Annotated in this window: 18 protein-coding genes; 8 read left to right on the top strand and 10 right to left on the bottom strand. The window is 35.8% G+C overall.

Annotation, left to right across the window (positions count from 1 at the left end):
• The first annotated feature begins 3 nt into the window (after positions 1-3).
• Positions 4-1,692, top strand: coding sequence for an MBOAT family O-acyltransferase (locus K5G00_RS18405; RefSeq protein ID WP_238767656.1), 1,689 nt, complete (start codon positions 4-6; stop codon positions 1,690-1,692).
• 3 nt (positions 1,693-1,695) lie between these two features.
• On the opposite strand, the gene K5G00_RS18400 is transcribed toward K5G00_RS18405, so the two are convergent.
• On the bottom strand, positions 1,696-3,546 hold the full coding sequence (locus tag K5G00_RS18400; RefSeq protein WP_238767655.1) for a BamA/TamA family outer membrane protein: 1,851 nt from the start codon (positions 3,544-3,546) through the stop codon (positions 1,696-1,698).
• 330 nt (positions 3,547-3,876) lie between these two features.
• On the opposite strand from K5G00_RS18400, the gene K5G00_RS18395 reads away from it, so the two are divergent.
• The 3 genes from K5G00_RS18395 to K5G00_RS18385 all read left to right on the top strand — a co-directional run bounded on the left by K5G00_RS18395 (position 3,877) and on the right by K5G00_RS18385 (position 7,081).
• The gene (locus K5G00_RS18395; RefSeq protein WP_238767654.1) at positions 3,877-4,617 is read left to right on the top strand and encodes a hypothetical protein; all 741 of its coding nucleotides are present in this window, start codon (positions 3,877-3,879) and stop codon (positions 4,615-4,617) included.
• Between the two features lie 363 nt (positions 4,618-4,980).
• Positions 4,981-5,568, top strand: coding sequence for an RNA polymerase sigma factor (locus K5G00_RS18390; protein ID WP_158869914.1), 588 nt, complete (start codon positions 4,981-4,983; stop codon positions 5,566-5,568).
• Positions 5,558-7,081, top strand: a complete 1,524-nt coding sequence (locus K5G00_RS18385) for a tetratricopeptide repeat protein (RefSeq protein WP_238767653.1) — start codon at positions 5,558-5,560, stop codon at positions 7,079-7,081. The genes K5G00_RS18390 and K5G00_RS18385 overlap by 11 nt, the downstream gene beginning before the upstream one ends.
• 276 nt (positions 7,082-7,357) lie before the next feature.
• Here the strand turns inward: K5G00_RS18385 and K5G00_RS18380 are convergent, their stop codons facing one another.
• Positions 7,358-10,216 carry a CHAT domain-containing protein gene (locus K5G00_RS18380; protein ID WP_238767652.1) on the bottom strand — a complete coding sequence of 953 codons (2,859 nt, stop codon included), beginning with the start codon at positions 10,214-10,216 and terminating at the stop codon, positions 7,358-7,360.
• 147 nt (positions 10,217-10,363) lie between these two features.
• Between K5G00_RS18380 and K5G00_RS18375 the strand changes: the two genes are divergently transcribed.
• Entirely contained in the window at positions 10,364-10,501 is a 138-nt protein-coding gene (locus K5G00_RS18375; protein ID WP_238767651.1) for a hypothetical protein, read from the top strand.
• Positions 10,502-10,543: 42 nt separating this feature from the next.
• On the opposite strand, the gene K5G00_RS18370 is transcribed toward K5G00_RS18375, so the two are convergent.
• The 6 genes from K5G00_RS18370 to guaA all read right to left on the bottom strand — a co-directional run bounded on the left by K5G00_RS18370 (position 10,544) and on the right by guaA (position 17,108).
• Positions 10,544-11,689, bottom strand: coding sequence for a THUMP domain-containing class I SAM-dependent RNA methyltransferase (locus K5G00_RS18370; RefSeq protein ID WP_238767650.1), 1,146 nt, complete (start codon positions 11,687-11,689; stop codon positions 10,544-10,546).
• 20 nt (positions 11,690-11,709) lie between these two features.
• Positions 11,710-12,636: a serine O-acetyltransferase EpsC gene (gene epsC, locus K5G00_RS18365; protein ID WP_238767649.1), complete on the bottom strand. Its 927-nt coding sequence runs from the start codon at positions 12,634-12,636 to the stop codon at positions 11,710-11,712.
• A gap of 88 nt (positions 12,637-12,724) precedes the next feature.
• Positions 12,725-13,237: an AAA family ATPase gene (locus K5G00_RS18360; RefSeq protein ID WP_238767648.1), complete on the bottom strand. Its 513-nt coding sequence runs from the start codon at positions 13,235-13,237 to the stop codon at positions 12,725-12,727.
• On the bottom strand, positions 13,230-13,844 hold the full coding sequence (gene pnuC / locus K5G00_RS18355) for a nicotinamide riboside transporter PnuC (protein WP_238767647.1): 615 nt from the start codon (positions 13,842-13,844) through the stop codon (positions 13,230-13,232). Before pnuC ends, K5G00_RS18360 begins: the two co-directional genes overlap by 8 nt.
• A gap of 8 nt (positions 13,845-13,852) precedes the next feature.
• Positions 13,853-15,475, bottom strand: a complete 1,623-nt coding sequence (locus K5G00_RS18350) for a S41 family peptidase (protein ID WP_238767646.1) — start codon at positions 15,473-15,475, stop codon at positions 13,853-13,855.
• Between the two features lie 103 nt (positions 15,476-15,578).
• On the bottom strand, positions 15,579-17,108 hold the full coding sequence (guaA, locus tag K5G00_RS18345) for a glutamine-hydrolyzing GMP synthase (RefSeq protein WP_238767645.1): 1,530 nt from the start codon (positions 17,106-17,108) through the stop codon (positions 15,579-15,581).
• Between the two features lie 224 nt (positions 17,109-17,332).
• Here guaA and K5G00_RS18340 point away from each other — a divergent pair, with 224 nt between their 5' ends.
• Positions 17,333-19,834 (top strand): LysM peptidoglycan-binding domain-containing protein, encoded by a 2,502-nt coding sequence (locus tag K5G00_RS18340; RefSeq protein ID WP_238767644.1) that lies wholly within the window; start codon positions 17,333-17,335, stop codon positions 19,832-19,834.
• Here K5G00_RS18340 and K5G00_RS18335 read toward each other — a convergent pair.
• Positions 19,831-21,342, bottom strand: coding sequence for a nitrilase-related carbon-nitrogen hydrolase (locus tag K5G00_RS18335; protein ID WP_238767643.1), 1,512 nt, complete (start codon positions 21,340-21,342; stop codon positions 19,831-19,833). The genes K5G00_RS18340 and K5G00_RS18335 overlap by 4 nt on opposite strands.
• Positions 21,343-21,468: 126 nt before the next feature.
• Here K5G00_RS18335 and K5G00_RS18330 point away from each other — a divergent pair, with 126 nt between their 5' ends.
• Positions 21,469-22,245 carry a helix-turn-helix domain-containing protein gene (locus K5G00_RS18330; RefSeq protein ID WP_238767642.1) on the top strand — a complete coding sequence of 259 codons (777 nt, stop codon included), beginning with the start codon at positions 21,469-21,471 and terminating at the stop codon, positions 22,243-22,245.
• Here the strand turns inward: K5G00_RS18330 and K5G00_RS18325 are convergent.
• Positions 22,238-22,975, bottom strand: coding sequence for a carbon-nitrogen hydrolase family protein (locus tag K5G00_RS18325; RefSeq protein ID WP_238767641.1), 738 nt, complete (start codon positions 22,973-22,975; stop codon positions 22,238-22,240). The genes K5G00_RS18330 and K5G00_RS18325 overlap by 8 nt on opposite strands.
• Positions 22,976-23,523: 548 nt before the next feature.
• Here K5G00_RS18325 and K5G00_RS18320 point away from each other — a divergent pair.
• The gene (locus K5G00_RS18320; protein WP_238767640.1) at positions 23,524-24,759 is read left to right on the top strand and encodes a PQQ-binding-like beta-propeller repeat protein; all 1,236 of its coding nucleotides are present in this window, start codon (positions 23,524-23,526) and stop codon (positions 24,757-24,759) included.
• The last annotated feature ends 114 nt before the right edge of the window (positions 24,760-24,873 follow it).

The raw sequence follows: 24,873 nt of genomic DNA, 5'->3' as shown, positions 1-24,873 counted from the left end.
AACTTGGATTTTATACAACAAATAAATTGGGGAGAATGGCTAAAAGGCATTTTGATTTATGATAAATCGGCACCGTTGATTTTTACCCGTTTTTTCTTTTGGGGATTTTTTGCCCTGGTTCTTTTGGGATACTCTTTTGTGTACAATAAAAAAAATCGAAGTATCCGTGCCGGTTATTTATTTGCTGCCAGTTTATTTTTTTACTACAAGTCCAGTGGTTTTTTCTTTTTTATTTTATTGTTCAGTACGATAACCGATTTTTTTATTGGGAAATGGATTTATAATTCCCGGAATGAAATGGCTCGGAAGTTTCTTGTTGCTGCGAGTGTGGTTGTGAATCTTACTTTGCTGGCTTATTTTAAATATGCCTATTTTTTTACCGACAGTATAAATACATTGTTGGGAACCGACCTGCATGTCATCAATCATCTGGCAGTTATCGCAAATCAAACTGCGGGAACACATTTTAATGTAAACCAGATTTTATTGCCGGTGGGAATTTCATTTTTTACATTTCAAACCATTAGCTATTCTGTTGATGTTTTCCGAAGGCAGACTGAGCCGGTAAAAAATCTTATCGACTTTGGTTTTTATGTTTCCTTTTTTCCTCAGTTGGTTGCCGGTCCAATTGTACGGGCATCCGGTTTTGTAAAACAAATTTACGAAGATTACCATGTTTCGAAGCGTGAATTTGGCTGGGCTGTTTTTATGATTTTAAAAGGACTCATAAAAAAAATATTTATTGGTGATTTTATTGCCGTAAATTTTGTTGATCGTGTTTTTTCAGATCCGATTACTTACACCGGCTTTGAAAATCTGATGGCTTTATTTGGTTACTCATTGCAAGTATATGTTGATTTTTCAGGATATACCGACATCGCAATCGGAGTAGCTTTATTGATGGGATTCAGGTTGCCGCAAAACTTTAATTCACCCTACAAAGCAAAAAGTGTTGGTGAGTTTTGGAAACGCTGGCATATGTCGCTCTCTTCCTGGTTAAAAGATTACCTGTATATTCCAATTGGTGGAAACCGCAACGGTTCGGTTTTTAGCTATATCAGTTTAGGGATTGTTTTAGCAATTGTTGTGTTGCTGGCCGGTAAATTTATTTTGGTGCCCATTTTTGCTGTGGCGGTTTTGGTATTTGCAATTCTGGCCAGAATTTTTCCGAGTGTCAAACGGCAAATTGATACCAATATAAATTTAATGTTGACTATGTTGTTGGGAGGTTTGTGGCACGGAGCATCGTGGCAATTTATCATCTGGGGAGGTTTAAACGGAATTGGCCTGGTTACTTACAAATTCTGGCGAAAAATAAGTCCCTGGGAAAAAAGAAATAACGTTTTGGTTAACATCTGGAAAATTGCTATCACATTTGGTTTTATCACATTTACACGTATCTTTTTCCGATCCGAGTCGATGACCGTTGTAAACGGAATGATGCATCAAATAGCTACTGATTTACATTTAAATGTTATACCAGAGGTTTTGGTTGCCTACAAGTGGGTTTTTCTGATGATGTTGTTTGGATTTTTTATTCACTGGTTAAGTGATAAATGGAAGGAGAAAATTACCGAGTGGTTTATTGGAACGCCTTTGTGGTTGAAAATTGTAATTTCTGCAGTTGTTGTGATAATCGTTTATCAATCCATTTCAGCCGATATGCAAGCATTTATTTATTTCCAGTTTTAAAAATTATTTGAAATCCAGTGGGGCGGGAGCGGTAGGCTCGAAACTGTAAAAGTTTTTCTTCAATTGTTCTTCAAAGATAAAACCAACAAAACTCATGTCGCTGGGGTGAAAAGGATAGAAAGCGAGCCTGACTTGCAGGGTTTTGAAAACCAGGTTTTCATTATGAAGTCGCAAGCCGAGGCCAAGGCCGCTGTAATAGTGCTGAGTAAAAATGAGCTTTTTGTTTGAACCTATAACTCCCACGTCGGCAAATCCATAGAAAGCCATATTAAACTTGTAGAATTCTCTGCGTAAAAACAAAACATATTCAAGATCTACACTCAGTTTTTGTTTGCCAACCGCTTCTTTACTTGAAAATCCACGAATATCTTCATTTCGGCTTAAGTCAAGATTCTCGATATCAAAACGTTTAAGGCCAAGAATATAATTTGAACGGATAAATAGTCGAAATCTCTTTCTTCCTGCATTAAACTGGCGCGAAATAAAATTGGTACTCGCCTGAACTTGTCCTTGTTCAAACTTCGATTTATTAAAATAGCCACCAATACCTGCCGACATAAAAAGATAACCTTTTCTTTTTATCAGTAAATTCCCGTTTGAAAGATAAAGGTGTAAATAATGTCTGTTCCCAAACTCATTGGCATCAAATCCGTAAACAATCTCATTTTTAAATCCCTCCGGTATATCTTCAACAATGCCGTAACTGTATATTAACTGGTCCTGAATATATCGCCGTTGAGTAAAAGTCAAACCTGTTAAGTAAAATGTATTGTTGGAGAAAAACTGATTCTCCGTAAACGATGGATTTGGTCTGTGGTGGTAGGTGCGATTATAAAATCCTCCCGAAATAACTACTTGAGAGCTATTGTAATTGTTTCTGTTTATCTGAAAGCTTCTTCCTGCCCAGGCACTGTAAAATGAATAATCAAGAGGCTCATCAATAACTAGCGGCTCATTGTTAAAAATCTGGTTCGTTCGGTGCATTCTTAACGCAGAAGCTCCGTAACCCCATTTCATTGATGGAATTAGAAATGGTTTTTCCAACTCAAAAGAGAATCCTTCTTTTAGGTAAGTATTCATGTATCCTGCAGAAACATCCACAAACTTTCCTTTAACATTGTTAATAGAATAGAACGTTTCTAATCCCATGTACGGTTGTTTGTGCAAATGACCGACAAAACGCAGTGAAATTTCATGGCCAACGCCAAAAATATTCTGGTTGTATAGTTCGAGTGCTGCAGAACTTGTCCCGTTTACATTTCCCGAAATTCCAAGCGAAAACCTGTCTTTTGTAATTACATGAACAGTTACCAAGTCCGGGTTAATAGAATCCTGTTCCAGAAAAAAACGGGCGTCTTTAATATAGGGAAGCGCTCTTATTATACGTTCGTTTTCGTACAATTCTTCAGCATCGATAATATCACCCACCTTAAACATTAACATTTTTTCGATGGTGTTAAGGTTGGATTTTGTATGAAGCGCATTGGCCGTTCGTTCAACCCAACTTTTGGCTCTTTTTGTTGTATCTTCAAGGGCGGGACCAAATACATCAAGTGCAGTGATATCAATTTCAGAAATAGTTTTTCCCTCCATCCGACTGTAATATTCCAGAGCCATCTCCTTTTTATCAACATAGGGACGAGGTGGAGAAATCAGAAAATCGTAAAAAAAACGAGTGATTTTGTTTTGATTGGCTTTGTACTTCAAACTATCATAAAATTGGTTATATTTTTCTTCGGGTAATTTTTCAATAAAGACAGTATCTTTTGTATATGACTGTGCATGAACTTCAAAGCCTAAGACATTTGTTAATGTTATGATAATTAGAATCAATATTTTCGACCACCCACTCATTCCTGCATTAAAATACGATATTATTTTTGATTCAATAGGGAATTAAATTTCATTTTATAAACATGCAAAAAAAAAGTCATTCAGATATTAAAACTTTGAAAAACAGAGTGTTAAAAACTGTTAAACGATGTATGGGAATAGAAAATTTGAGGTGAATTTGTGTTTTGAAAACAGGAATAGTGACGAGTATAATGATAAAGATCAGTAACTTACATCAAGTCATAGAAATTATCTCCATGTGTTATTTAAACGGAATTTTTTATGCTGTTTAATAAATTTTGAAGGTCAAATTACGTTAAGGGTTTAGCGGTTATTTTATACTTTTGCTGCATGAGCAAATTGGGGAAATTTTATAAACGGAACATCTACGGGGTAATGGGTACTTTGGTTTTCCATATTTTGCTCGTTCTTGCATTTCTTTTGGCGGAAGTAGATATGAAAGGAAATGTAAAAGAAGAAGAAATAATTATCGAATTTCCTGATATTTTACCGGAACCGGAGGAAATAATCGAAGAGCCGGAAGTCGAGCAACAGGATGATACTCCAAATGACCCTTCATCGCAAAATACCGAAACCCAAAGTCAGAGAACAAATCGCGCTTCAAACAGGTTATCTGCAACTGAAGAATTTTTTGATGAAGACTATCTCAAAGAAGTAGAGGCAGCGCGACAACTGGCAGCTGATGTTAATAACCAGTTGTCAAAAGAAAGAGTAAAGCTTGAAGACATAGAGATGCCGGTAGAAACTACTGAAGGAATGAATCCTGATTCCATTAAAAATGTGGTTTACACAGGTGAAAGTAATATTGTTTATTATTTGGAAAACAGATATCATTTGAGTTTACCTATTCCTGTTTACTTAACACAAGGAGGTGGAAAAATAGTTGTTGATATTGAAGTTGACCGAAATGGGCGGGTTGTTAAAGCCTCGGCGCGTAAAAATAAAAATATACGCAATGAACAAATTTATACGTATGCAGAAGTGGCTGCGTTAAGAACGATTTTTAATAAGGACTACAATTCACCTGATATTCAGAAAGGTACAATCCATTATACATTTATTGCTCAATAGGTGTTCATGTTAAATTAATATAATCTTTAACATGATTTAACAGAAAATAGTTGCTCCAATTCATTTCTGCTTTTATCTTTGTGGTACGTTTATTTTCATAAGTTTAGGTTTAGTTAGGTTAGTTAGTTTAATGAGAAAAGGCTGGTTGTTGAACCGGCCTTTTTGTTTTTAACTAGGTCTTATAAAATTTTTAGCCCAAATTTCATTATTCTTGATTAGATTTGTACATTTACAATCTTAAATGTAAGGTGTTGTTTATGAGAATATTTCAGCCCGTTGTTTCAAACATATTAATAACAATTTAAAGAATTATTAAAAATACGGGTTACCTTTTTGATAAAAATCGAATTATATATATAGAAGATGAGAAGTTATAGCGATGAGCAAATCCTAAAAGGTATTTTAAGACATGATAATCTGATCTTACAATACATTTATAAGGAGTATTATTACAAGGTTAGTTTTTTTATTAAGAAAAATCAAGGTAGCGAAGATGACGCTAATGATGTATTTCAGGAAGCTATAATTGTTATCTACAGAAAATTAAAAGAGAATGATTTAATTTTCGCAAAGAGTTCTTTTCATGGTTATTTATTTTCTGTCTGTCGTTTTTTATGGTTAAAACAACTGGAAAAACGTAGGATAGAAAAAGAAAAGTTAAATGACACTCTTCCATACCAGGATGATTTATACGATGAAAACCTGGTTGACTTAGTGGATAAAAATGAAAGATACAGTTTGTATCAGAAGCATTTTAAGACTCTTGGATCAGATTGTCAGAAATTATTGCAACTTTTTTTCGATAAAGTCCCGTTAAAGGAAATAGCCAAGATAATGGGATATAAAGGAGAAAAATATGCGAAAACCAGAAAATATAAGTGTAAAGAATTACTGATAAACAGGATAAAGCAAGATACAGAATACAAAAAAATACTTGAAGATGATACCTAAAGCAGAATTTTTTGAATGGATTGAAAATTATTTCGAAGACCAGTTAAGCGAGGTCGATCGAAAAGAATTTGAATCTGAACTTAAACATAACGGTGATTTAAGGGAAGAGCTCAAATTACATCAGGAAATTAAATCAGCAGTCAGCGAAAAAGACATTGTTAACCTCCGGGACAAACTCCAAAACATTTCAAAAACACAAAAATCAGAAAAAAACAGTTTGGGCGCATTTGAATTACTCGATGAATTTGCAGACATTGAGGAAATAAATGAAAATGTATCTCCTGAGGAACTCATCAATTTCTATGATTCGCTTCCCAAAGTGCATGTTTACCAGCACGAAATGAGCTCTAAAGAGAATGTTCATGAGTTTTACAGAGAGCAGGAAAAATCAAATCTTAATGGAGAAATGGACGATTCTCTTGAAGGTTTTGATTTCGAAGAATTAGAAGATCTGGAAGGGCTGGAAGAGGCTGTTTTGGAAAAAGATATTATCAATTTACGGGAAACACTTTCCCAGGTAGCTAAATCAGTAAAACCACAATATTCAACCGAAGATATCGATAGTTATTTGAGCGGAGAGTTAAGTGGAGAGAAACTTCATGAGTTTGAGACAGAACTTGAGCAGAACAGGGCACTCAGAGAAGAAGTTCAACTTCATCGAGAAATGGAAAGTGCTTTACTTGAAGGAGATATACTGGAACTTCGTAATCAGTTAAGTCATATTTTAGAAACCGAGACATCCTGGAATGTTAGTGAAAAAGATATTGAAAGTTACATCGACGGAGAGCTGGAGGGGGAATTGTTAGACGAATTCTTAGCTGAACTGACCGAAAATACTGATTTAATGTCGGAAGTTAATTTGCGTAGAAATGTAAATGAAGCAGCAAGTGAGAAAGATATATTTGACTTGAGAGAAGAGTTAGCTGAAGCGCGTAGAAATGCAGAAAATACTGAAGTTAAATCAATCATACCCGATTCAAAAATTAAACTGGCAAAGAATCTGAAGAGATATGCAGCTGTTATTATTCTTTTATTAGGTATTTCTGGAGTTTTAAATATCAGCTTTAATTCGTTAGACAAAACATACAATTCGTATTACAAATCTCCGCAGTGGTCTCCTGAACGTTCGCTTACCTATGAAGCTACCAGAGCAAATCATTATTTTACCGAGGGGAATCTCTATTTTATGAATGGTGATTACCAAATGGCCATACAGAATTATAATAAAGCACTGGAAAAGGAAAATGAAAAATATGCATCCCACTTCTATAAAGGAGCAAGTTTGCAAAATTTGAATCAGTTTAAAGAAGCAATTCCTGAATACAATCAGGTTATCAAACACGCAGACAATCTTTTTATTGAAGAGGCAGAATGGAACAGAGCACTGTGTAATATTAAGCTTGGAGAATTGGATAAAGCAAAGGTGCAATTAACCGCAATCATCGATAAAAATAGTTTTTATAAAAAGGACGCAAAGGCGATACTAAGAAGACTTAAATATTCTATAAAATAGTTGTAATAAAGAGATTCGTTTGAATTGTTAAATCACACATTCATTCTAAACAATTCAAATCATCACAAGCTCATTGAAATAAATTACTGGAATTAAACTTAAAAATCACACACATTCTAAAAAGTTCAATAACAGTAAATTGTTTTGTTAGACGAATAAAAATCACACACATTATTCAATTTATATTCGTATAACGAAGAAGTAGAGTTTGGTGAAAAAAATAGTTAGGAATAGTCAGTCCAGGTACTTGTAAAAGTTATTCTGTGTAATATACAGTTAAGCCCGTCTTTTGCGGGCTTTTCTAATACGGATTATCTGTTCTGTAGTAACACCGATAATTGTGAGTAAAAGCAAACTAAAGAAGTAAAAATCATAACTCTTATACAGAGAGGTATTATCGCCAATACTAACATAACCAAGCCAGTAATGAGGGTGAGCCAGTCTTGAATTGGCATTTTCCAAATATTCCAGCTTTGCAAGTCTTAACGCTTCGTCTTTATTTTTTCCTTTTTTAAGAAATTTGTAAAATGAGCTCATAATTTTTGTTCCGGAATTATCTTCAACTTCCCATAAAGTCATAATAATTGCCGGACAGCCTGCATAAAGAAAGCCTCGTGCTAAACTAATGACTCCCTCTCCCTTCTTCAACTGGCCTGTTCCGGTGTTACAAGCACTCAAAACAGAGAGACGGGCCTTCAAGTTTAAATTATATATATCCGCAGTACTTAAAAGCCCGTCAGAAGAAAGGTTTCCGTTTTTATTTTGAGCAAAGGCAAATTGAGAAAGTGATGGAAGGGAATCGTTTATAAAAGCATGCATTGCCAAATGTAAAATATCATAATCTTCACTTTTTTCCCTAAACTTTAATTCTGTGGCATTCTCTCCCTTATATACTTCTGTTTTTATTTCTGAGGCGATTAAATCAACTTCCTTTTGTGTTCCTATAAGAGGGCGTAAGGGAAATACACTATTTCCAATTGTAATTGAGTCTGAATTATATTCCGGGGCAAATGCCAGTATTCGTTTTTTAGAATTCGTTTTAGTATTATCAATGTTGTAAATTAAATTTGCTGAATATGAGTAGTTTATGATATTTGATTTAATCAGATAATCTAATTTGTTAAATTGAATAGTTGATGTTGTATCAGGTAAATCAGTGAGTAGTGCATCAAAAGATATGTAGCTTAATTTACCATCGGGTACAATTATTAAACTCTTGTCTTTTATTTTGTTTTCATAGGGAGCAATTAAGTTTTTGTACAGTTGATTTGAAGCAACACAATATTTCTTTGAATCTTCATTTTTTGTGAAAATATAACTAGAGTTGGACATAAATTGGAATATCTCATCGATGTTTTTGGAAAAAGAAGGTGCTAATTCCTGACGTTCAAATTGAACTTCGTTGTTTGTAAAGAAAAAGGTGTAGAGTTCTGTAAGTGAATCCATTTCATTTAAGACATACTCGACCAGAACTTCATCGGATTTTAGTTTATCTTGTATCTTATTGATGTTTATAGAGTTATCGGAGTATTTCAGATTATAATATTGTTTGTAGTTGTCTTCCAAATAATCATTGAGCTCTGTTCTTTGTCTTCTTAAACTAAAAAGAACGGAATCGAGGCGGTTAATTTCCGATACATCAGGAGTCTCTGAAACCTGCTCATTGTATTTCATGGAGCTAAAGTTTGTGATGTTTAAATTAATTTTTCTTTCCAATGTTAAAAGACTATCCGGTATTAGACTTGACTGCATTGCTTCATCATTTGATAATTTATCGAACAAACTTCCTGATTTTAAGGATTCAGCGTTTTTAAAAGCACGTTCGACATACTCCTGAGAGTTTTCTAACTTGTATGCTCTGAATGATGTTTCTATTAGTTTAATAAGGGTTGACTGTTCCAATCCTGCCAACAGTATTCTGCTATCGTCGTCTGAGATCTCTCGTTTTGTTTTTTGTAATAAATCACTTATAAAATCATAATAATCAAGAGCCCGGTCAATAGATTTTTTATAAATATCCTTATCGTTTCCTTCATATATTAATCCCATTTCAACGTAGTTGTCTGCTATAAATTTCAAAATACTGATACTTGATACTACAGATGTGGAGTTAATTTCATCCAGAGAGGTAATTGGTTCAGGATCAGTCGGGAAGTTGTACGCTTTAAGTGCTTTCTTGAAGTAAAAAATTGCTTGTTGGTAGTTCTGATATTTTTGATTTTTAAAATCCTCTACATCAGTTGTATTAATTTTTTTTCCTGAGTTTAAAAATCCATAAATTCTATAGTACTCCGCAATGGTGGTCCCCGTTTGGGTTTCTGTTAAAGAAATTATAGAATAAGCTTTTTTTAGGTATTCTTCAGCTACTTCATAATTATTTATATTGTATTTAAAAGAGGCATAGTTGAGATATTGAAAAGCAATATTTATATCATTGGTCGGGTAAAAATCCAGCGTATATTTTATTGCTTTTTCGTAAGCTATGGAAGCTAGGTCATATTTTTTCTCTGTGTTGTAAATTGCACCTAGTAGTTCATAATAATAGATTTTATCGATGGTCTCTGATTTGTCAATATTATTTTTAATAATTTCGATGGCTCTATCATATCGTTCCATTAAATAATATATCTCTGCAACACTATAATTTATATATGCGATAAGAACATGGTCTACAACCTCTTGGTTTTTAAGGATACTTATACTTTGTTCAAAATATTGTATGGCTTCAGCATAATTCAATTTCGCTCTGTATATATTCCCGATGTTAAAATAAACGTTTGATATTCTGCTACTGTTTGCGCCATATCTGTCTTTATAAAGCTGTTCAGCAATTAAAACATTTTGTTCTGCCAAATCGTATCTTCCAATATTCTTATATGCGGTACCAACTGCCATGTATGTTCCTGCCAAAAGACTTTTCTTTTCGCCTACCAAATAATTCTGCCTTAATTTAAGGGCTACTAAAAATGAATCCAGGCTTTCAAAATACTGTCCTGCATTGCTTAGGTTCGCAGCTGCTCTGTATGCATTGGAAGCCCGAATGCTATCAATATTGTTATTTAGAGTGTTTCCAGATAATAATTCTAGTGGTGTGATTAACATTAAGAAAATGAGTGAAATATATTCTTTTTTCATTAAGTCCTCTCTGTATTTAACAGCGCCAAATTAGCTGAAATAAAAATTTTTTCCAATTCGGGGGTTACCTTTTTACCAATATCCGAATATATAAGTAGAATGTGTGATTTTTAAGTTTAACGAATTAATTTATTTACGATGAAAAAGATGATTGATAACTCAGTAGAAAATTTCCAAAGTTTTGATATTTTAAGTGAAAACGAAATGATGCAAGTTCGTGGAGGCGGAGATCCTATCCCACCAAAAACTCGCGACAGAGATATTTTCGATGACGAAGAAGTTTAATAATTTCCTCTTTTTTTAATTTAATTTTACTGTAAAAACATATTATTGTTGTGATAATTTACCACTAAAGAGTCGGTATTTATTATAATTGCATTCAAGTGAGCCGTTGTACAGCTTTAATTTTTGAGATGTTTTTAAAGCTATTTGTTTCAAACTTGCTGAAGATGCGCTTAGAATCCATACAGTACAACCTGCGAATTGATGTTTTAGTCGCTCGCCAATCATAGCGTAGAGGCCATCGAGGTTACTTGATTTTATGCGTTCTCCATAAGGTGGATTAATAATTATTACAGCATTTTCAGAAATGTCCAGATTCAGATCTTTAAAATCGGTTGTTTCAAATTGAATTTTATTAAAAACCAATGACCTTCTTGCATTTGTTTGTGCATTTAATACATTGCTTTTTAAAATGTCAGAAGCATAGATTTTATATTTAAAATCTCTTCTATCGGAAGACTGTTGTACTTTATCAAATAGTTCTTCATTATAATCCGGCCAGTTTTGAAATGCATAATTTTTTCTGAATCTTCCGGCAGGTATATTTTGCGCGATAAAAGCTGCTTCAATTGGTAAAGTCCCGGAGCCACACATAGGATCAACAAAATCAGAAGTTCCATCCCATCCGGATAATAAAATCATTCCTGCTGCCAATACTTCGTTTAAAGGAGCATCTCCCTGTATAACTTTGTAGTTTCTTTTATGTAACGATTCACCCGAACTATCCAATGAAATGGTGCAATTATTCTTATTAATATGCACATTAATTACTATATCCGGAGTTTTAGTATCAACATTGGGTCTTTTTCCGGTTTTGTCTCTGTAATAATCAGCAATGGCATCTTTTACTTTGAGAGAAGCAAACATTGAATTGCGAAAATCCCTTGAATTGGAAACTGTACTATTTATGACAAAACTTTGATTAATATTAAAGATGTTTTCCCATCTGACTTTTTTACAATACAAATAAAACTGGTCAACATCTTTAAATTGAAAAAATTCTATCTCCTTTAGGATTCGTAATGCGGTACGCAAAAAATAATTGGATTTGTATATCATTTCCAGGTCGCCTTCATAATAGACTACTCTGTTACCCGGTTTTATATTCTTGCCTCCAATCTTATTAATTTCCGATGCCAAAACATTTTCCAGTCCGGCAAAGGTTTTGGCTGTAAGTTTAAAAGTTCTCAAAAGGTTTTATTTTTATTTGATTAAATTCCAGCACCGTCGGCAAAAGTTGTTTCTTTAGGACGTGACTGTATAACTTTAGATTCAGGTGGCAAATCGCGCGTAACCCAGACGTTTCCTCCGATAACCGAACCCTTGCCAATAGTCACTCTTCCCAGAATAGTTGCTCCGGCATAAATAACTACATCATCTTCAACAATGGGATGTCGTGGAATTCCTTTTATGGGATTTCCTTTTTCATCCAGTGGAAAGCTTTTGGCACCCAATGTGACTCCCTGGTAGATTTTGACATTTTTGCCTAAAATACAAGTTGATCCAATTACAACACCTGTACCATGATCAATGGTAAATGACTCGCCAATCTGTGCACGTGGATGGATATCAATTCCGGTTTCGCTATGGGCCATTTCAGAAATAAAACGAGGGATTAACGGAACGTCAAGTTCAAGTAACTTATTCGCCATCCTGTAATTTGTAATAGCGCGTATGGCCGGGTAACAAAAAATTACTTCGCCGCGGTTTCTTGCTGCCGGGTCGTTCAGATAGGTTGCTTCAACATCAGCCACCAGTTTTCGTCTCATTTCAGGAAGATACTCGATAAAATCGATGGCAATATGTTTGGCCCTGTCTGAATGTTTTTCAACCTTGTTTGCTTTCTCATCTTCACACTCAAAACACATCCCGGCTAATATTTCCCGGCTGAGTAATTCATATAACTCGTCAATGTATACGCCCATGTAATGTGTTGTTGTGTGGGGACGTAAAGAGGTGTTGCCAAAATACCCGGGGAAAATTATTTCACGAACCATTTCAATTACTTTGCTCAGTGATTTTTTTGAAGGTAGTGGTTCGCCCAAACGGTGTTCATGACAAACCTTATCATATGAAAACGGATCGCTGAGTTTTTGAATGGTATAACTTATTTTTGATTCTAATTCTTTTGTTGTCATAATTTTGATAAAATTCCTGGAATTTCAGAATTTAAATTTACAATATTCAATTCTAAAACATATAGATGTGGACATGGTTTTAAATTATTCACATAAATTTTAAAAAATGCAAGGCTTTTTTTAGTCTTTTTTCGTCATGTCCTGATACAACTTTATAACTAAAATTGTAATATTCAATTTGTTCCAAATAGGTTTTCTGAAGTATTTTTCTGTTTTTTCCTCCGTTTTCACGAACAGGATCCGGAATCCAGGGTAAGTCGGTATCACAAACCAGGAAAAGGTCGATTTTTGTTTTTTGAATTTCATTTTCAATCCACTCCGGGACCTTTTTAAAAACAACTTCTAGCCAGATTTTTGTAATAATGAGCCAGGTGTCTACAAATAGAAAAGGATAATCCGAGTTTGAAAACTGGTGTAATAATTCGACCTGTTTTTTTGCAATCGTTTCAACATCATTATAATTGTATTTTCGGTCGATATTTTCAACATATTCTCGCGCAATTTCTGGTATGAAAGGTACCCCGAAATGTTTTGCCAACGATTCAGTTAAAACACTTTTTCCTGTCGATTCGGCTCCGGTTATGACTATTATTTTAGGCAAATTGGTTAACTTTTTGATGATGATTTAGATCTTTTTTCCACTGGTAATAACCTACAGTAGCCATTACAGTGTACACGACAAACAGTACAGCAGTTGCCCATAAATTTTTATACACATATAATCCTGATGAGAATAAATCTACAAAAACCCATATTAGCCAATGCTCCATGTATTTTCTTGCCAGCATCCAGGTGGCAACAATGCTTAACGCGGTTGTAAGTGAGTCCATAAAAGGAACGTCTGAATCGGTAAATTTTATAAGGATAAACAAAATAACGAAATAAATAATAATCGCTGCCACACTCAATTTTAGCCATAAGCGATTAGGTGTTTTTTTTACCGGGACATTGTTGTCATCACCTGTTGCACCTTTCAGCCAATAATACCAGCCGTATATACTAATCATTACATAATATACCTGCAATCCCATATCGGCATAAAATTTTGATTGAAAAAAAACGACAACGTATAAAACTGATGTCAGCAAACCCGTGGGCCAGGTTAAAACATTTTGTTTTATCGAAAAGATAATGTATAAAATACCAAGAATGGCTCCCAGTACTTCAATTTTGTTGCCCAGGAGCCATTCCAGAAAATTATTAAGCATAATTTTTATCAATCTTTCGAAACAAGCAGGTTGTTGTATTCATTTTGGTTTTGAATCACTTCAAGAGCTTTTAAAATGCCTTCATCGTCAGCATAATAAACCCTGTAAAATTCATTTCGGGAAAATAAATCACGAGCAATTAAAGCTTTTATCTCTTTTCTCATCGAGTTTAAAGTGAACTCCAGGCTTTCTTCATCTTTTTCTATTCCGTCATTTTCACCATTTTCCACAATTTGCTCAATCATTTCATCGCTTACAGAAAAACTGGAATTGAATGCTTCAAAATCAGCGTTCTCTTTTTCCAGTTGAGTTCTGTGTTTGTCAATATAATCCAAAACATAATTGTAAACTATGTTATTTCTTCTTAACTGGTTAAAATAGCGATAATGTGAAGATGTATCCATGGGCACAAAAATATCGGGAATAATACCACCACCACCAAAAACAGGACGACTGTTTACCAGTGTTTTGTATTCCAGAGAGTCTTCTATTGAAATGCTGTCAGCGCTAAACATTTCGCCATTTGTTAACCGGGTTTGATAATCGTGGCGATATTCAGTGATTCCGTGGTCGTAGGGCTTTTGAATACAACGACCACTCGGCGTATAGTAATGTGCTGTTGTTAAGCGTACCATCGAGCCATCGGTCAAAAAGAAGGGCTTCTGAACCAAACCCTTTCCAAAGGATCGGCGCCCGATAATTACACCTCTGTCCCAGTCCTGAACAGCTCCCGAGACAATCTCACTTGCCGAAGCAGAGGATTCATCAACCAAAACGACCAGATTACCCTCTTCAAACATCCCCATCGAAGTTGCTTTGTATTCTCTTCTAGGTTCGTTGGAACCGTCAGTAAAAACAACCATTTTGTTGTTTTTCAGAAACTGGTCGGAGATTTCAATGGCTGTTTTGAGGTAACCCCCTCCATTCCCCCTTAAATCCAGCACAAGATTTTCCATGTTTTGAGTTCGCAGTTCTTTCATCGCGTCTACAAATTCCTCAGTTGTAGTTGCTGAGAATTTATTGAGTTTGATGTAACCAGTTGATTCGTCAAGCATGTAGGATGCATCTAGACTATAAATCGGAATTTTATCACGAACGATGGTAAAATCCAGTAAATCTTTTTCCTGCTTACGTAGTACTTTTAATTCAACAGTTGTTCCTTTTTTTCCACGTAATAAATCAAAAACATCGCTGTTTTTTAAACCAATACCGGCGATGTCTTTTCCGTCAACTTCCACAATGCGGTCTCCGGCTCTGAGACCAACTTTTTCTGAAGGCCCCCCGGGGATAGTGGTCGTTACCAGTAATGTATCTTTAAATACATTAAATGAAATCCCGATTCCTTCAAAATTTCCTTTTAAGGGCTCGTTCATTTTTTCCACTTCTTCTCTGGATATATAGACCGAATGAGGATCTAATTCTCCGAGCAGGCTAACAATTGCTTTTTCCGTTAGTTCGTCAACATTTGCGCTGTCAACATAATATCCGTCAACGAGCCGCAATAACCTTCCAAACTTTAGCTGGTTTTTTTGAACTTCTTCCTGCGCTTTTATAAGATCAGGAGACAGGATCAAAAAAGCAAAAAACAATGTGATGACTATTTGAGAAACGTATCTGTTTTTTTTCTGCATGACAATGGTTTTAATGTTATTCTCTTACTAATTTTCCGGAATAAATTCCAAACCTTATTTATTAGAATTTATTATTGGAAAACAGTGATTACAACAGCAACAATCATTCCCATTCAATTGTTGCCGGTGGTTTTGAACTAATATCGTAAACAACGCGGTTTATACCACGAACTTTGTTTATGATTTCGTTTGACATTTTTGCCAAAAAATCATAGGGCAGATGAACCCAGTCGGCCGTCATCCCGTCGGTTGAGGTAACAGCGCGGAGTGCAACCGTGTTTTCGTAAGTCCTTTCATCGCCCATTACACCAACCGATTGAATGGGCAATAAAATAACAGCAGCTTGCCATACTTCATCATACAAACCCCAGTTTTTTAATCCGTTTATAAAAATGGAATCCGCCTCCTGAAGCATTCTTACCTTATCCGGAGTAACATCACCTAAAATGCGAATTCCCAACCCTGGTCCCGGGAAGGGGTGGCGTCCGAGTAATTCTTTTTTTATTCTCAACGCTTTTCCTACACGCCGCACTTCATCTTTAAAAAGCAGACGTAAAGGCTCTACTACTTTCAGGTTCATTTTTTCCGGCAAGCCACCTACATTATGGTGCGATTTTATAGTTGCCGATGGGCCGTTTACCGAAACTGATTCAATTACATCAGGATAAATGGTACCTTGTGCCAGCCATTTTACATTCCGGATCTTGTGTGCTTCAACATCAAAAACTTCTATAAAATTCCGGCCAATCACTTTTCTTTTTTGTTCTGGTTCTGTGATTCCTTTTAAGTCATCCCAGAATTTTTGTTTTGCATCTACACCAATTACGTTGAGACCCATGTCTTTATAGGAATGCAACACATCTTCAAACTCATTTTTTCGCAGCAACCCGTTATCTACAAAAATGCAGGTTAAATTATCGCCAATTGCTTTATTAAGCAAAACTCCGGCAACCGATGAATCGACACCGCCCGACAAGCCTAAAACAACTTTATCGTTGCCCAGTTTTGCCTTCAGCTCATTCACTGTGGTTTCAATAAAAGAATCGGGTGTCCAGTTCTGCTCACAACCACAAATGTCGGTTACAAAGTTGCTGAGCAACTGTTTTCCTTCAGTTGTGTGGTAAACTTCAGGATGAAATTGGATGGCGTATGTTTTTTCATCATCAATTTTGTAAGCCGCAAAATTTACATCTTCGGTTGACGCTATGACTTTATAGTTCTTTGGAAGTTTTACGATGGTATCTCCATGCGACATCCAAACTTGCGTGTGTAAAGAAATATCTTTAAAAAGTTCGCTGTCGTGGTCAATAAATCCCAGTTTGGCACGACCATATTCACGTGAGTCGGAAGGAGCAACTTCACCACCAAAAAAGTGAGCCATATATTGTGCACCGTAACAAACACCCAAAACAGGCAATTTGCCTTTTATTTTCGATAAATCGGGGCGTGGGGCATCTTTATCTCTCACTGAAAAAGGACTTCCTGATAAAACGACTCCTTTTACACTTTCATCAATGTCGGGAAAATGATTAAAAGGATGTATTTCGCAATACACATTCAATTCACGAATTTTCCGTCCGATAAGCTGCGTATACTGCGAGCCAAAATCAAGAATGATTATTTTTTCCTGCATTTAATATTTATTTTTAGTAGTGAAAACCCACTTTAAAGAGCAAAAATAGAAATAACAAAGTAAAACTTTTGAAATATTTTACAAAAAGAACAATTCTTAACAGCAGAAGAATAAAATTACAAATGGAACAAAGACCATAAAATTAATTTCAAATAGAAACGTTTAAAAACAAACGTTGATCAATAATTGTTAAATTTGACCCAATTTTTAAATCCGATAATTCGATGAAGATTTTTCAGATAGTAGTTTTATTTCTGGTTATTTTAGCTTTTCCGTCTCTTTTGGGAGCACAGCAACTAAAAGAAAATGAGGTTGTTGTTATTAGCGGAGAGAAGTATATTTTGCATCAGGTACGTACTGGTGAAACCATTTATTCTATTTCTCAACATTTTGAGGTTGACGATGAAGAATTGCTCCGGATAAATCCAAAAATTAAACAAGGTTTAAAAATAGGTGATATTATTAAAATTCCTTTTACCGAAGGTGTCGATTTGGCCAACGAACCGGTATACAAAAAAGGTGATCCTACAAGTTTTGAGTTTCATACGATAGAATCAAGAAGTGAAACGCCTTATTTTATTGCCAAAAACTATGGAGTAACCATTGAAGAATTGTATGCTTATAATCCGGAGGTGAAAAAATTCCGAAAAGGTACGCGACTTCGAATACCACTTTGGGAAGAAAAAGCGATCGCAGTTCAAGAACCTGTTGGTAAAAACGAGCCCGTTTCATCGGAAACAGAATCTTTACAACCCAATGAACTCATTACTCATACGGTAAAACTCGGGGAAACACTTTACTCGATTGCCGGACAATACAACGTTACCGAAAGTGAAATTTTATTTTATAATCCTGATGCCCGCCAGTTAAAAGCAGGAACAAAGGTTTATCTGCCAAAATCAGTAATGGAAAATATAACAAGTGCGCCGGTTTTGGAACAAAGCAACAAAGTAGCCAATTATTTTGAGCATATTATTGAATCGGGAGAGACCTTATGGGGAATTACCAGAAAATATGATGTAAGTGAAAATGAATTACAGGCATTAAATCCTTTTTTAACCGACGGTTTTCCGGCTGGAGCTGTTTTAAAAGTTCCGGTGAAAGGCGCTGAAGTAAAAAATGTTCAACCTGTGAATGAAGATGCTTTTATTAAGCATGAAGTTGAGAAAGGAGAGACATTGTATGGGTTATCTGCTAAATATGATATTAAAATTCCGGAGATTAAAAAATACAATCCTGTTTTGGAAACAAGAAATCTCTTGCGTGGAGAAACCGTTTTGATACCGCGAAGACCTGAACCTGAGATAATAGAATTTATGGCAGAAAGGGGGGCTGAAGTTGAATCAAAACAAGAGATTGAAAATAAGGAGACACCGGAAGAATTGCTTACGACACCGGATTATTATGATGTAAAAGTTCCGTCGGAGCTTCCCGTAGCAGTTCCTGAATCGTGTCAGCCGAGACAAACATCCTGGAACTCGTTTGAAACCTATCAGATTGCTTTATTTCTTCCTTTGTTTCAGGAAGCAAATGATACGCTGAATAAGGTGATTGAAATTTCGGATTCAGATAGTTTACTGCTGGAAAATGAAGAAATTACAGACGATGTAGTTGCTGCATCCGAGCTGGATACTTTTGTTGAAGAAGTGGTAAAAGAAGATATGTTTATCGGATTCTACCGGGGAAGTGAAAATTTTGTTCAGTTTTACGAAGGTGTGTTGCTTGCTGTTGATTCGATGCAGCAGGCAGGGATGAATATTGAATTAAAAGTTTTTGACACACAGCAAAATGCCGACTCGGTTCGAAAGGCTGTTTATTCCGACGATTTTTTAGAGACCGATTTAATCATCGGTCCGGTGTTTCCAAACATTCAAAATGATCTTGCGGATATTGCCGCAAAAAATCGCATCCCGATGGTTTCTCCACTTTCGGCACAGACAAATAAAACACAGAATAACCCGTATTATTACCAGGTGAATCCCGACCGTGATTATCTTGCAGTTAAAACCGCAGAATTGGTGGCTGAGGAATATTTTAACAGCAATTTTATTGTTTTCCGAACCAGTAACTACCAGGGAACAGATGAAGGAAGACTGGTAGAACTTATTCAGGAAAAACTTTACAATTCTGGTTTTATGGGAAAATCGGCCGGAGTGAGTTTTAGTGTTTACGATTTTGAACACGACGGGCCCTTTGGTTTGCGACGGATTCTTTCACACAACAAAGAAAATGTTATTTATATCCCGTCGTCAGTGGAAGGAGAGTTAAGTATTGGCATTTCAAATATCAATAACCTTGCTGATGAATATTCCATTACCCTGATTGGAACGAGTCGTTTCCCGCAGTATGAAAGTATTCAGATTGACTATTTTCATAATTTAAAAATGGAATATGTTTCACCCTACTGGGTGGATTATAAAAAAACGTCGACAATAAATTTTATTGAGAAATTTAAATCAAATTTTTATACCGAGCCTGATAATTTTGGAATTCAGGGTTACGACGTTACTTTTTATTTCTTGAATGCGTTAAAAAACTACGGAAACGATTTTCGCGATTGTTTGCCTTATTTGCAGGTAGATTTAATCCAGGGAAATTATCAGTTTGAAAAAGTATCGCAGTTTGGGGGATACATGAACCAGGGAGTCTCTGTAATTTCCTATCAACGCAATTTCGATGTAGTGAGGAAAAGGGTAGAGGGGCAGTTGCATTTGGCAACAAATTAAATTCCAGCCTGCTTTCCCCGTTGCTTTTTAAATGCCTTTTTTGCAATCATAAAAAGGATAAAGGCAAAACTCAACACAATCAGAATATTTCCTGTTTTGGCATAAATGGTTGTTACAGACTGTACCGGTATTTCTGCACAAAGGATTTTTTCATTCGAATGAAAAGTATTTAAAGAAGCGATGGAGTTTCCCATGTAATCGTAGGCTGCAGTTAATCCCTTGCCGTTTGCTCTAAGCAATGAAAAACCAAACTGAATGGCTTCCAGACACGCCATTTCGGAGTGCAGAGGCGTTATTCCAGGCCAATCGAATGAAGGGACAAGCAGGATGTCAATGTTTTGTTTCCCGGTTTGTTTAATGTAAGCAGGCATGTCCAAATCGGCACAAATAACATTGCCAATTTTTCCGTATTCGGTTTGGATTGAAGGAATTTCAAAATTTCCGTTGTTAATTATTGGTGTTTCTGCATAAGGATGAAGATAGGATTTTATATATTCCCAAACCACATTTCCGTCAGGAGAAATCAGAATACTTTTGTTGTTAAACGGTTTTTGATTGGATTGTACTGATTCTTCCAAAAAAGCAATCAAAACATAAACTTGTTCTTTTAAACAAAAAGACTTCATTTCTGTAAGAAGGTTTTGTTTCTGTGCCTGGTTTAAAACAAAAGCAATTTCATTCCACACAATGATTTTCGCTCCCTGATTTGAAGCTTCTTTGGTCCGGTCAATGAGTGTGTTTACCTTTTCAGGAGCGGAGAAAAACTCAGAAGGAAGTTTGGCGCTGTAATCGTTTGCCAGAGTTTTTATGGTTTCCTCATTGTTTTCCACGATTTTATGAATATCGGTATCACTGATAACTGCCGCAACTTTTACGGTTTTTTTATTTGGTGAATACTGAGTTTTACGAATAAGTCCGAATAGGACAACAAGGAGAAAGATACCGCCGTATATAAGGCCTGCTATGTATATTTTACGGCGTTTATTTTTATTCTCAATGAGCCAGTTCAGCACCGAAGCAAACCAAACGACTAAAAATGAAATACCAAAAGTGCCTGTAACAGAACTCAATTGCAATAAGGACTTAAATTCAAACTGGGTGTGTGCAATGCTTCCCCATGTTCCGATAGCAAAACTCATAACGTATTCAACCAGAATAACTGCTGACGGAAATATCAGGCTGGTATAAAAAGGGCTGTTTTTTTTGTATAAAGCTTTGTCGGTAACATATGCAATTCCTGTAAGAAGCCCAAAACTTACTCCGTTAAAAATATTAACTGTGGCTAAATGAAACAGGTTATTGCCGGTTTGAGAAATCATTCCCGAAACAACAAGAGTCAAAAAGAGAAGCAACATCTCCATCCATTTTGCTTTTCGGGTAAACATCAACAAAAAAACCGGTGCTATCCATGCTGCAATTCCAATGGTCCAGTTTATTCCGGCTAAAGTAATTGCAACTCCTCCCGCAAGAAGCAGAAATATTTTATTTATTGTTTTATGGCTCTTCATTTTTGTTTTTTTTAGTTCATCCAAAATAAATTAAAAGCAAACATAGCTTTTGGAATTATTCTTATTTTTGATTGCAAAATTATGTTCCCTGATTATTGCAGGAAATAGTGAATTATCATCAATTTTATGAAAAGGCGTGCAGAACAAATAGAAGCAGAACTACTTCGGAATATGGAAACACATCGATGTGCGGTTGCCGAGGAGGATTATGAGCGAATTGCGCCTAAAATTGATTTACTGCAACGTTTGGCTGAAGCAGAGCGTTCGCTGTTTGCAGTATTTGACATGAACAAGAAAAATTATCTCCTGGAAAGTCCGGAGCAAAAGCGCTTATTTGGGAGCAATAATATCGATAGAGAAGGGAAATATAATTCCGATTCGACCTACCGGAATATTCATCCTGATGATTTTGCTTTTGTGCTGGAAACCGACCTTTTGATTTATCGTTTTTATTCTCAGCTTCAGCCGGCCGAAAAAATGAATTATAAATTAATTTATGATTTCAGGGTGAAAGATACCGATGGTTTTTACCGGCGTTACATGCACCAATCCATTATTATGGAGCTTGACAAAAACGGAAAAGCCTGGCTTTCGCTGGTCATTACCGATTTGTTGCCTGAAAAAGCAGGAAATTACCAACCCCAGAGAAGACTGATTAACATAAAAAACGGAAAGCTGTATCTGTTTACTGATGATGAAAACAATTCGCCAGGTTTGCTTACCAAAAGGGAAAAAGAGATTTTACATTTAATTTCCCGTGGTTACGATAGTAAAAGTATATCTGACAAATTGTTTATTAGCGTAAACACCGTAAATAATCACCGCCAGAATATTCTTCGGAAAACCAGAACGGAAAATACCACCCAGGCTGTTTTATATTGTAAGAGGTTGGGGATTATCTAGGAATTATTTTCTCCTTCCAATTTTCTCCCTTTTTTTCAATGAATAGTATTCCCTGCTCGGAGCCGTTTAAGCTAGCCACAAGTTCTCCTTTTTTGTTCCAGAATGCACTTTTTCCACCACCGGAAAGCCCATAGGGACAACCGGCAAAGTTTGACATCAGTACATTAATCGATTGTGTTTTTGCATAGCCGGAAAGTATTAAGTGTGCTTTTGTCATCTCATGAGGTTCAAAAAATATTCCTGCCATGTAAATTGTAGCACCCATTTTTTTTGCGTTCTCCGGATGTTGTGGATTATTTATATCGGCACAAATCGCGAGCGAAAACTGTTCGTTTTTAATTCTAATTTGCGGATTATAGTCTGCAGAGGCAGCAAAATAATTATTCTCTTCGCCATGTAAAAACTGTTTGGTGTAAACTGAAATCGTTTCGTCGGGTTGTATTATAAATGCACCAATATATAAATTGTTGGCCATCAGAAACGGAGCTCCGGCAACCACAACAATTTGATTTTTTGCAGATAATCTCCTTAATTTATCTAGTCTTTTGTCATTGGGTTCAAAAGCAAATTCTCCGGCTCTTTCTCTTTCGTATCCGCTAATCGATAATTCAGGAAACAAGAGTAAATTAGCGCCGTTTTTGCCAGCTAATTCAATTAGCCTGTAATGAGCAAGCAAATTTTTATTAATGTCAAATCTAGTCGGTCTGGTTTGGGCTGATGCTATTATCATTTTTTGCTTAAAATTAGTTTGTATTTGGTATTTTTTTAATCTGTCAGATATTTTTTGATGAAAAAATATCGAAATCATTTCTTATTTAAATTTTTTTTTCACCAGAGCTGTTTCAGTATTTTTCCCGCGATATGCTTTCTGGTCGTAAAAGTCCAAAATGTTTTCCTTTTTAAGGATTGTTTATACAAGATCCCTTATGTTTGCCAACATTCCTCCAGTAGATTCAGAAACTCCCCACTCTTTTTTGTAATTACTTATCCTGACGGATTTCTCCCTATAACTATCATCCAGTTTTTTTGTGTTGAATTGTTATTGAGCAGAGAGTATACCGGCAACAAATGTGTTGTTATAGTAGCTCTTCGTTATCACAATTTTCTTGTTTTTCAATGAGATATTGTAAAATGGCATAGCTTTGGTTCGAATCGTAGTATTCATCGTTTGGGGAATTAGTGAGAGCTAATTTGCATTTATTGTTACAAATATTTTTTCTCTTATATTCGCGTTATCCGGTTTGGATAGGTACTCGTGAAATTTATAAAAAAACAAAAATGAAAAAGATCAAACCTGCTTTTTTGCTGATTTTCATTCTCTTTTTTAATCAGTTTCTGATGGCACAAAATATTTATCAGTGGCGTGGTCCTGCCCGCGACGGGAAGTACAATGAAAAAGGGCTACTGACAAAGTGGCCGCAAGACGGCCCCAGATTATTATGGTCTGCCGAAAATTTAGGAGCAGGTTATGCTGCACCGGTGGTAAGTGCTGACAAGTTGTTGGTAATGGGAGTAGAAAACGGTAACAGCACCCTATTTGCCTTTGATCTGAGTGGCAAAATATTGTGGAAATCATCCAATGGAAAATCATTTGTGGGGTCAGGTTATGCTGCCAATTTTCCGGGGGCACGCTCAACACCAACAGTTGTGGGTGATCGGGTATATGCTACTTCCGGAACCGGAAGAATAGCCTGTTTTGACCTTAACACCGGTGAAGAGGTGTGGGCAGTGGATATGGTCAATGATCTAAAAGGTTTTATGAATGAATTTAGTTATTCAGAATCGTTGGTAACAGATGATAAATACGTCTACTGTTTTCCGGGCGGCAAAGAAATTAGTGTTGCCAAACTTAACCGGTTCACCGGGGAAACCGTTTGGACATCAAAAGCAACGGGCGATACCACTCATTTTGTGTCACCAATTTTGGTTGATTTACCGGCACGGAGAGTTTTTGTTTCGACATCGCGCAATTATATTTTTGGAGTGGACGGCAACAATGGTGAACTGTTATGGAAATATAAAATTGCTATCCGGCACGATGGCGACCATGCCAATACACCAGTGTACGATGCACCATATATATACATAGCTACCAACGACAATAACGGTAAAGGTACCATAAAGATGGAACTCTCCTCTGATGGGAAAAGTGTAAAAGAGGTGTGGAGCAACAAACAGGTAAAAAACGATATGGGTGGGATGATTGTGGCTGACCAGAAATTGTTTTTGACCACTGAAAATAGAAATCTGAATATTCTTGATCCAGCTACGGGGAATGTAATTGACAAGACAAGATCGCCATTTGGAGGGCTTATTTTTGCCGACAATAAATTTATTTGTTATGGTACAAACGGTGATGTAAGCCTGTTTAACTACAATAATGGCAAACTTACACCTGGAGGAACATTTAAAATTACGATGGGGAGTAAAGAACATTTTTCACATCCTGTAGTGGCAAACGGAGTATTGTATATCAGGCATGGTGAGGCATTGATGGCATATCAGATAAAATGAAGATACTCTCATCAAAAAAAGCACTATCTCATAAACTGTGTAAATAGGAATACCGGGGGTTGCAACCCCCGGTATTTTTTGTTTAATTTTAAACTTTATGCAGTAATGAAAAAA

It is taken from the genome of Maribellus maritimus (genome assembly GCF_022267315.1).
Classification (GTDB): Bacteria; Bacteroidota; Bacteroidia; order Bacteroidales; family Prolixibacteraceae; genus Draconibacterium; species Draconibacterium maritimum.
The sequence above is the reverse complement of the archived record's forward strand: the minus strand, read 5'-3'. Positions and strand labels throughout refer to the sequence as shown.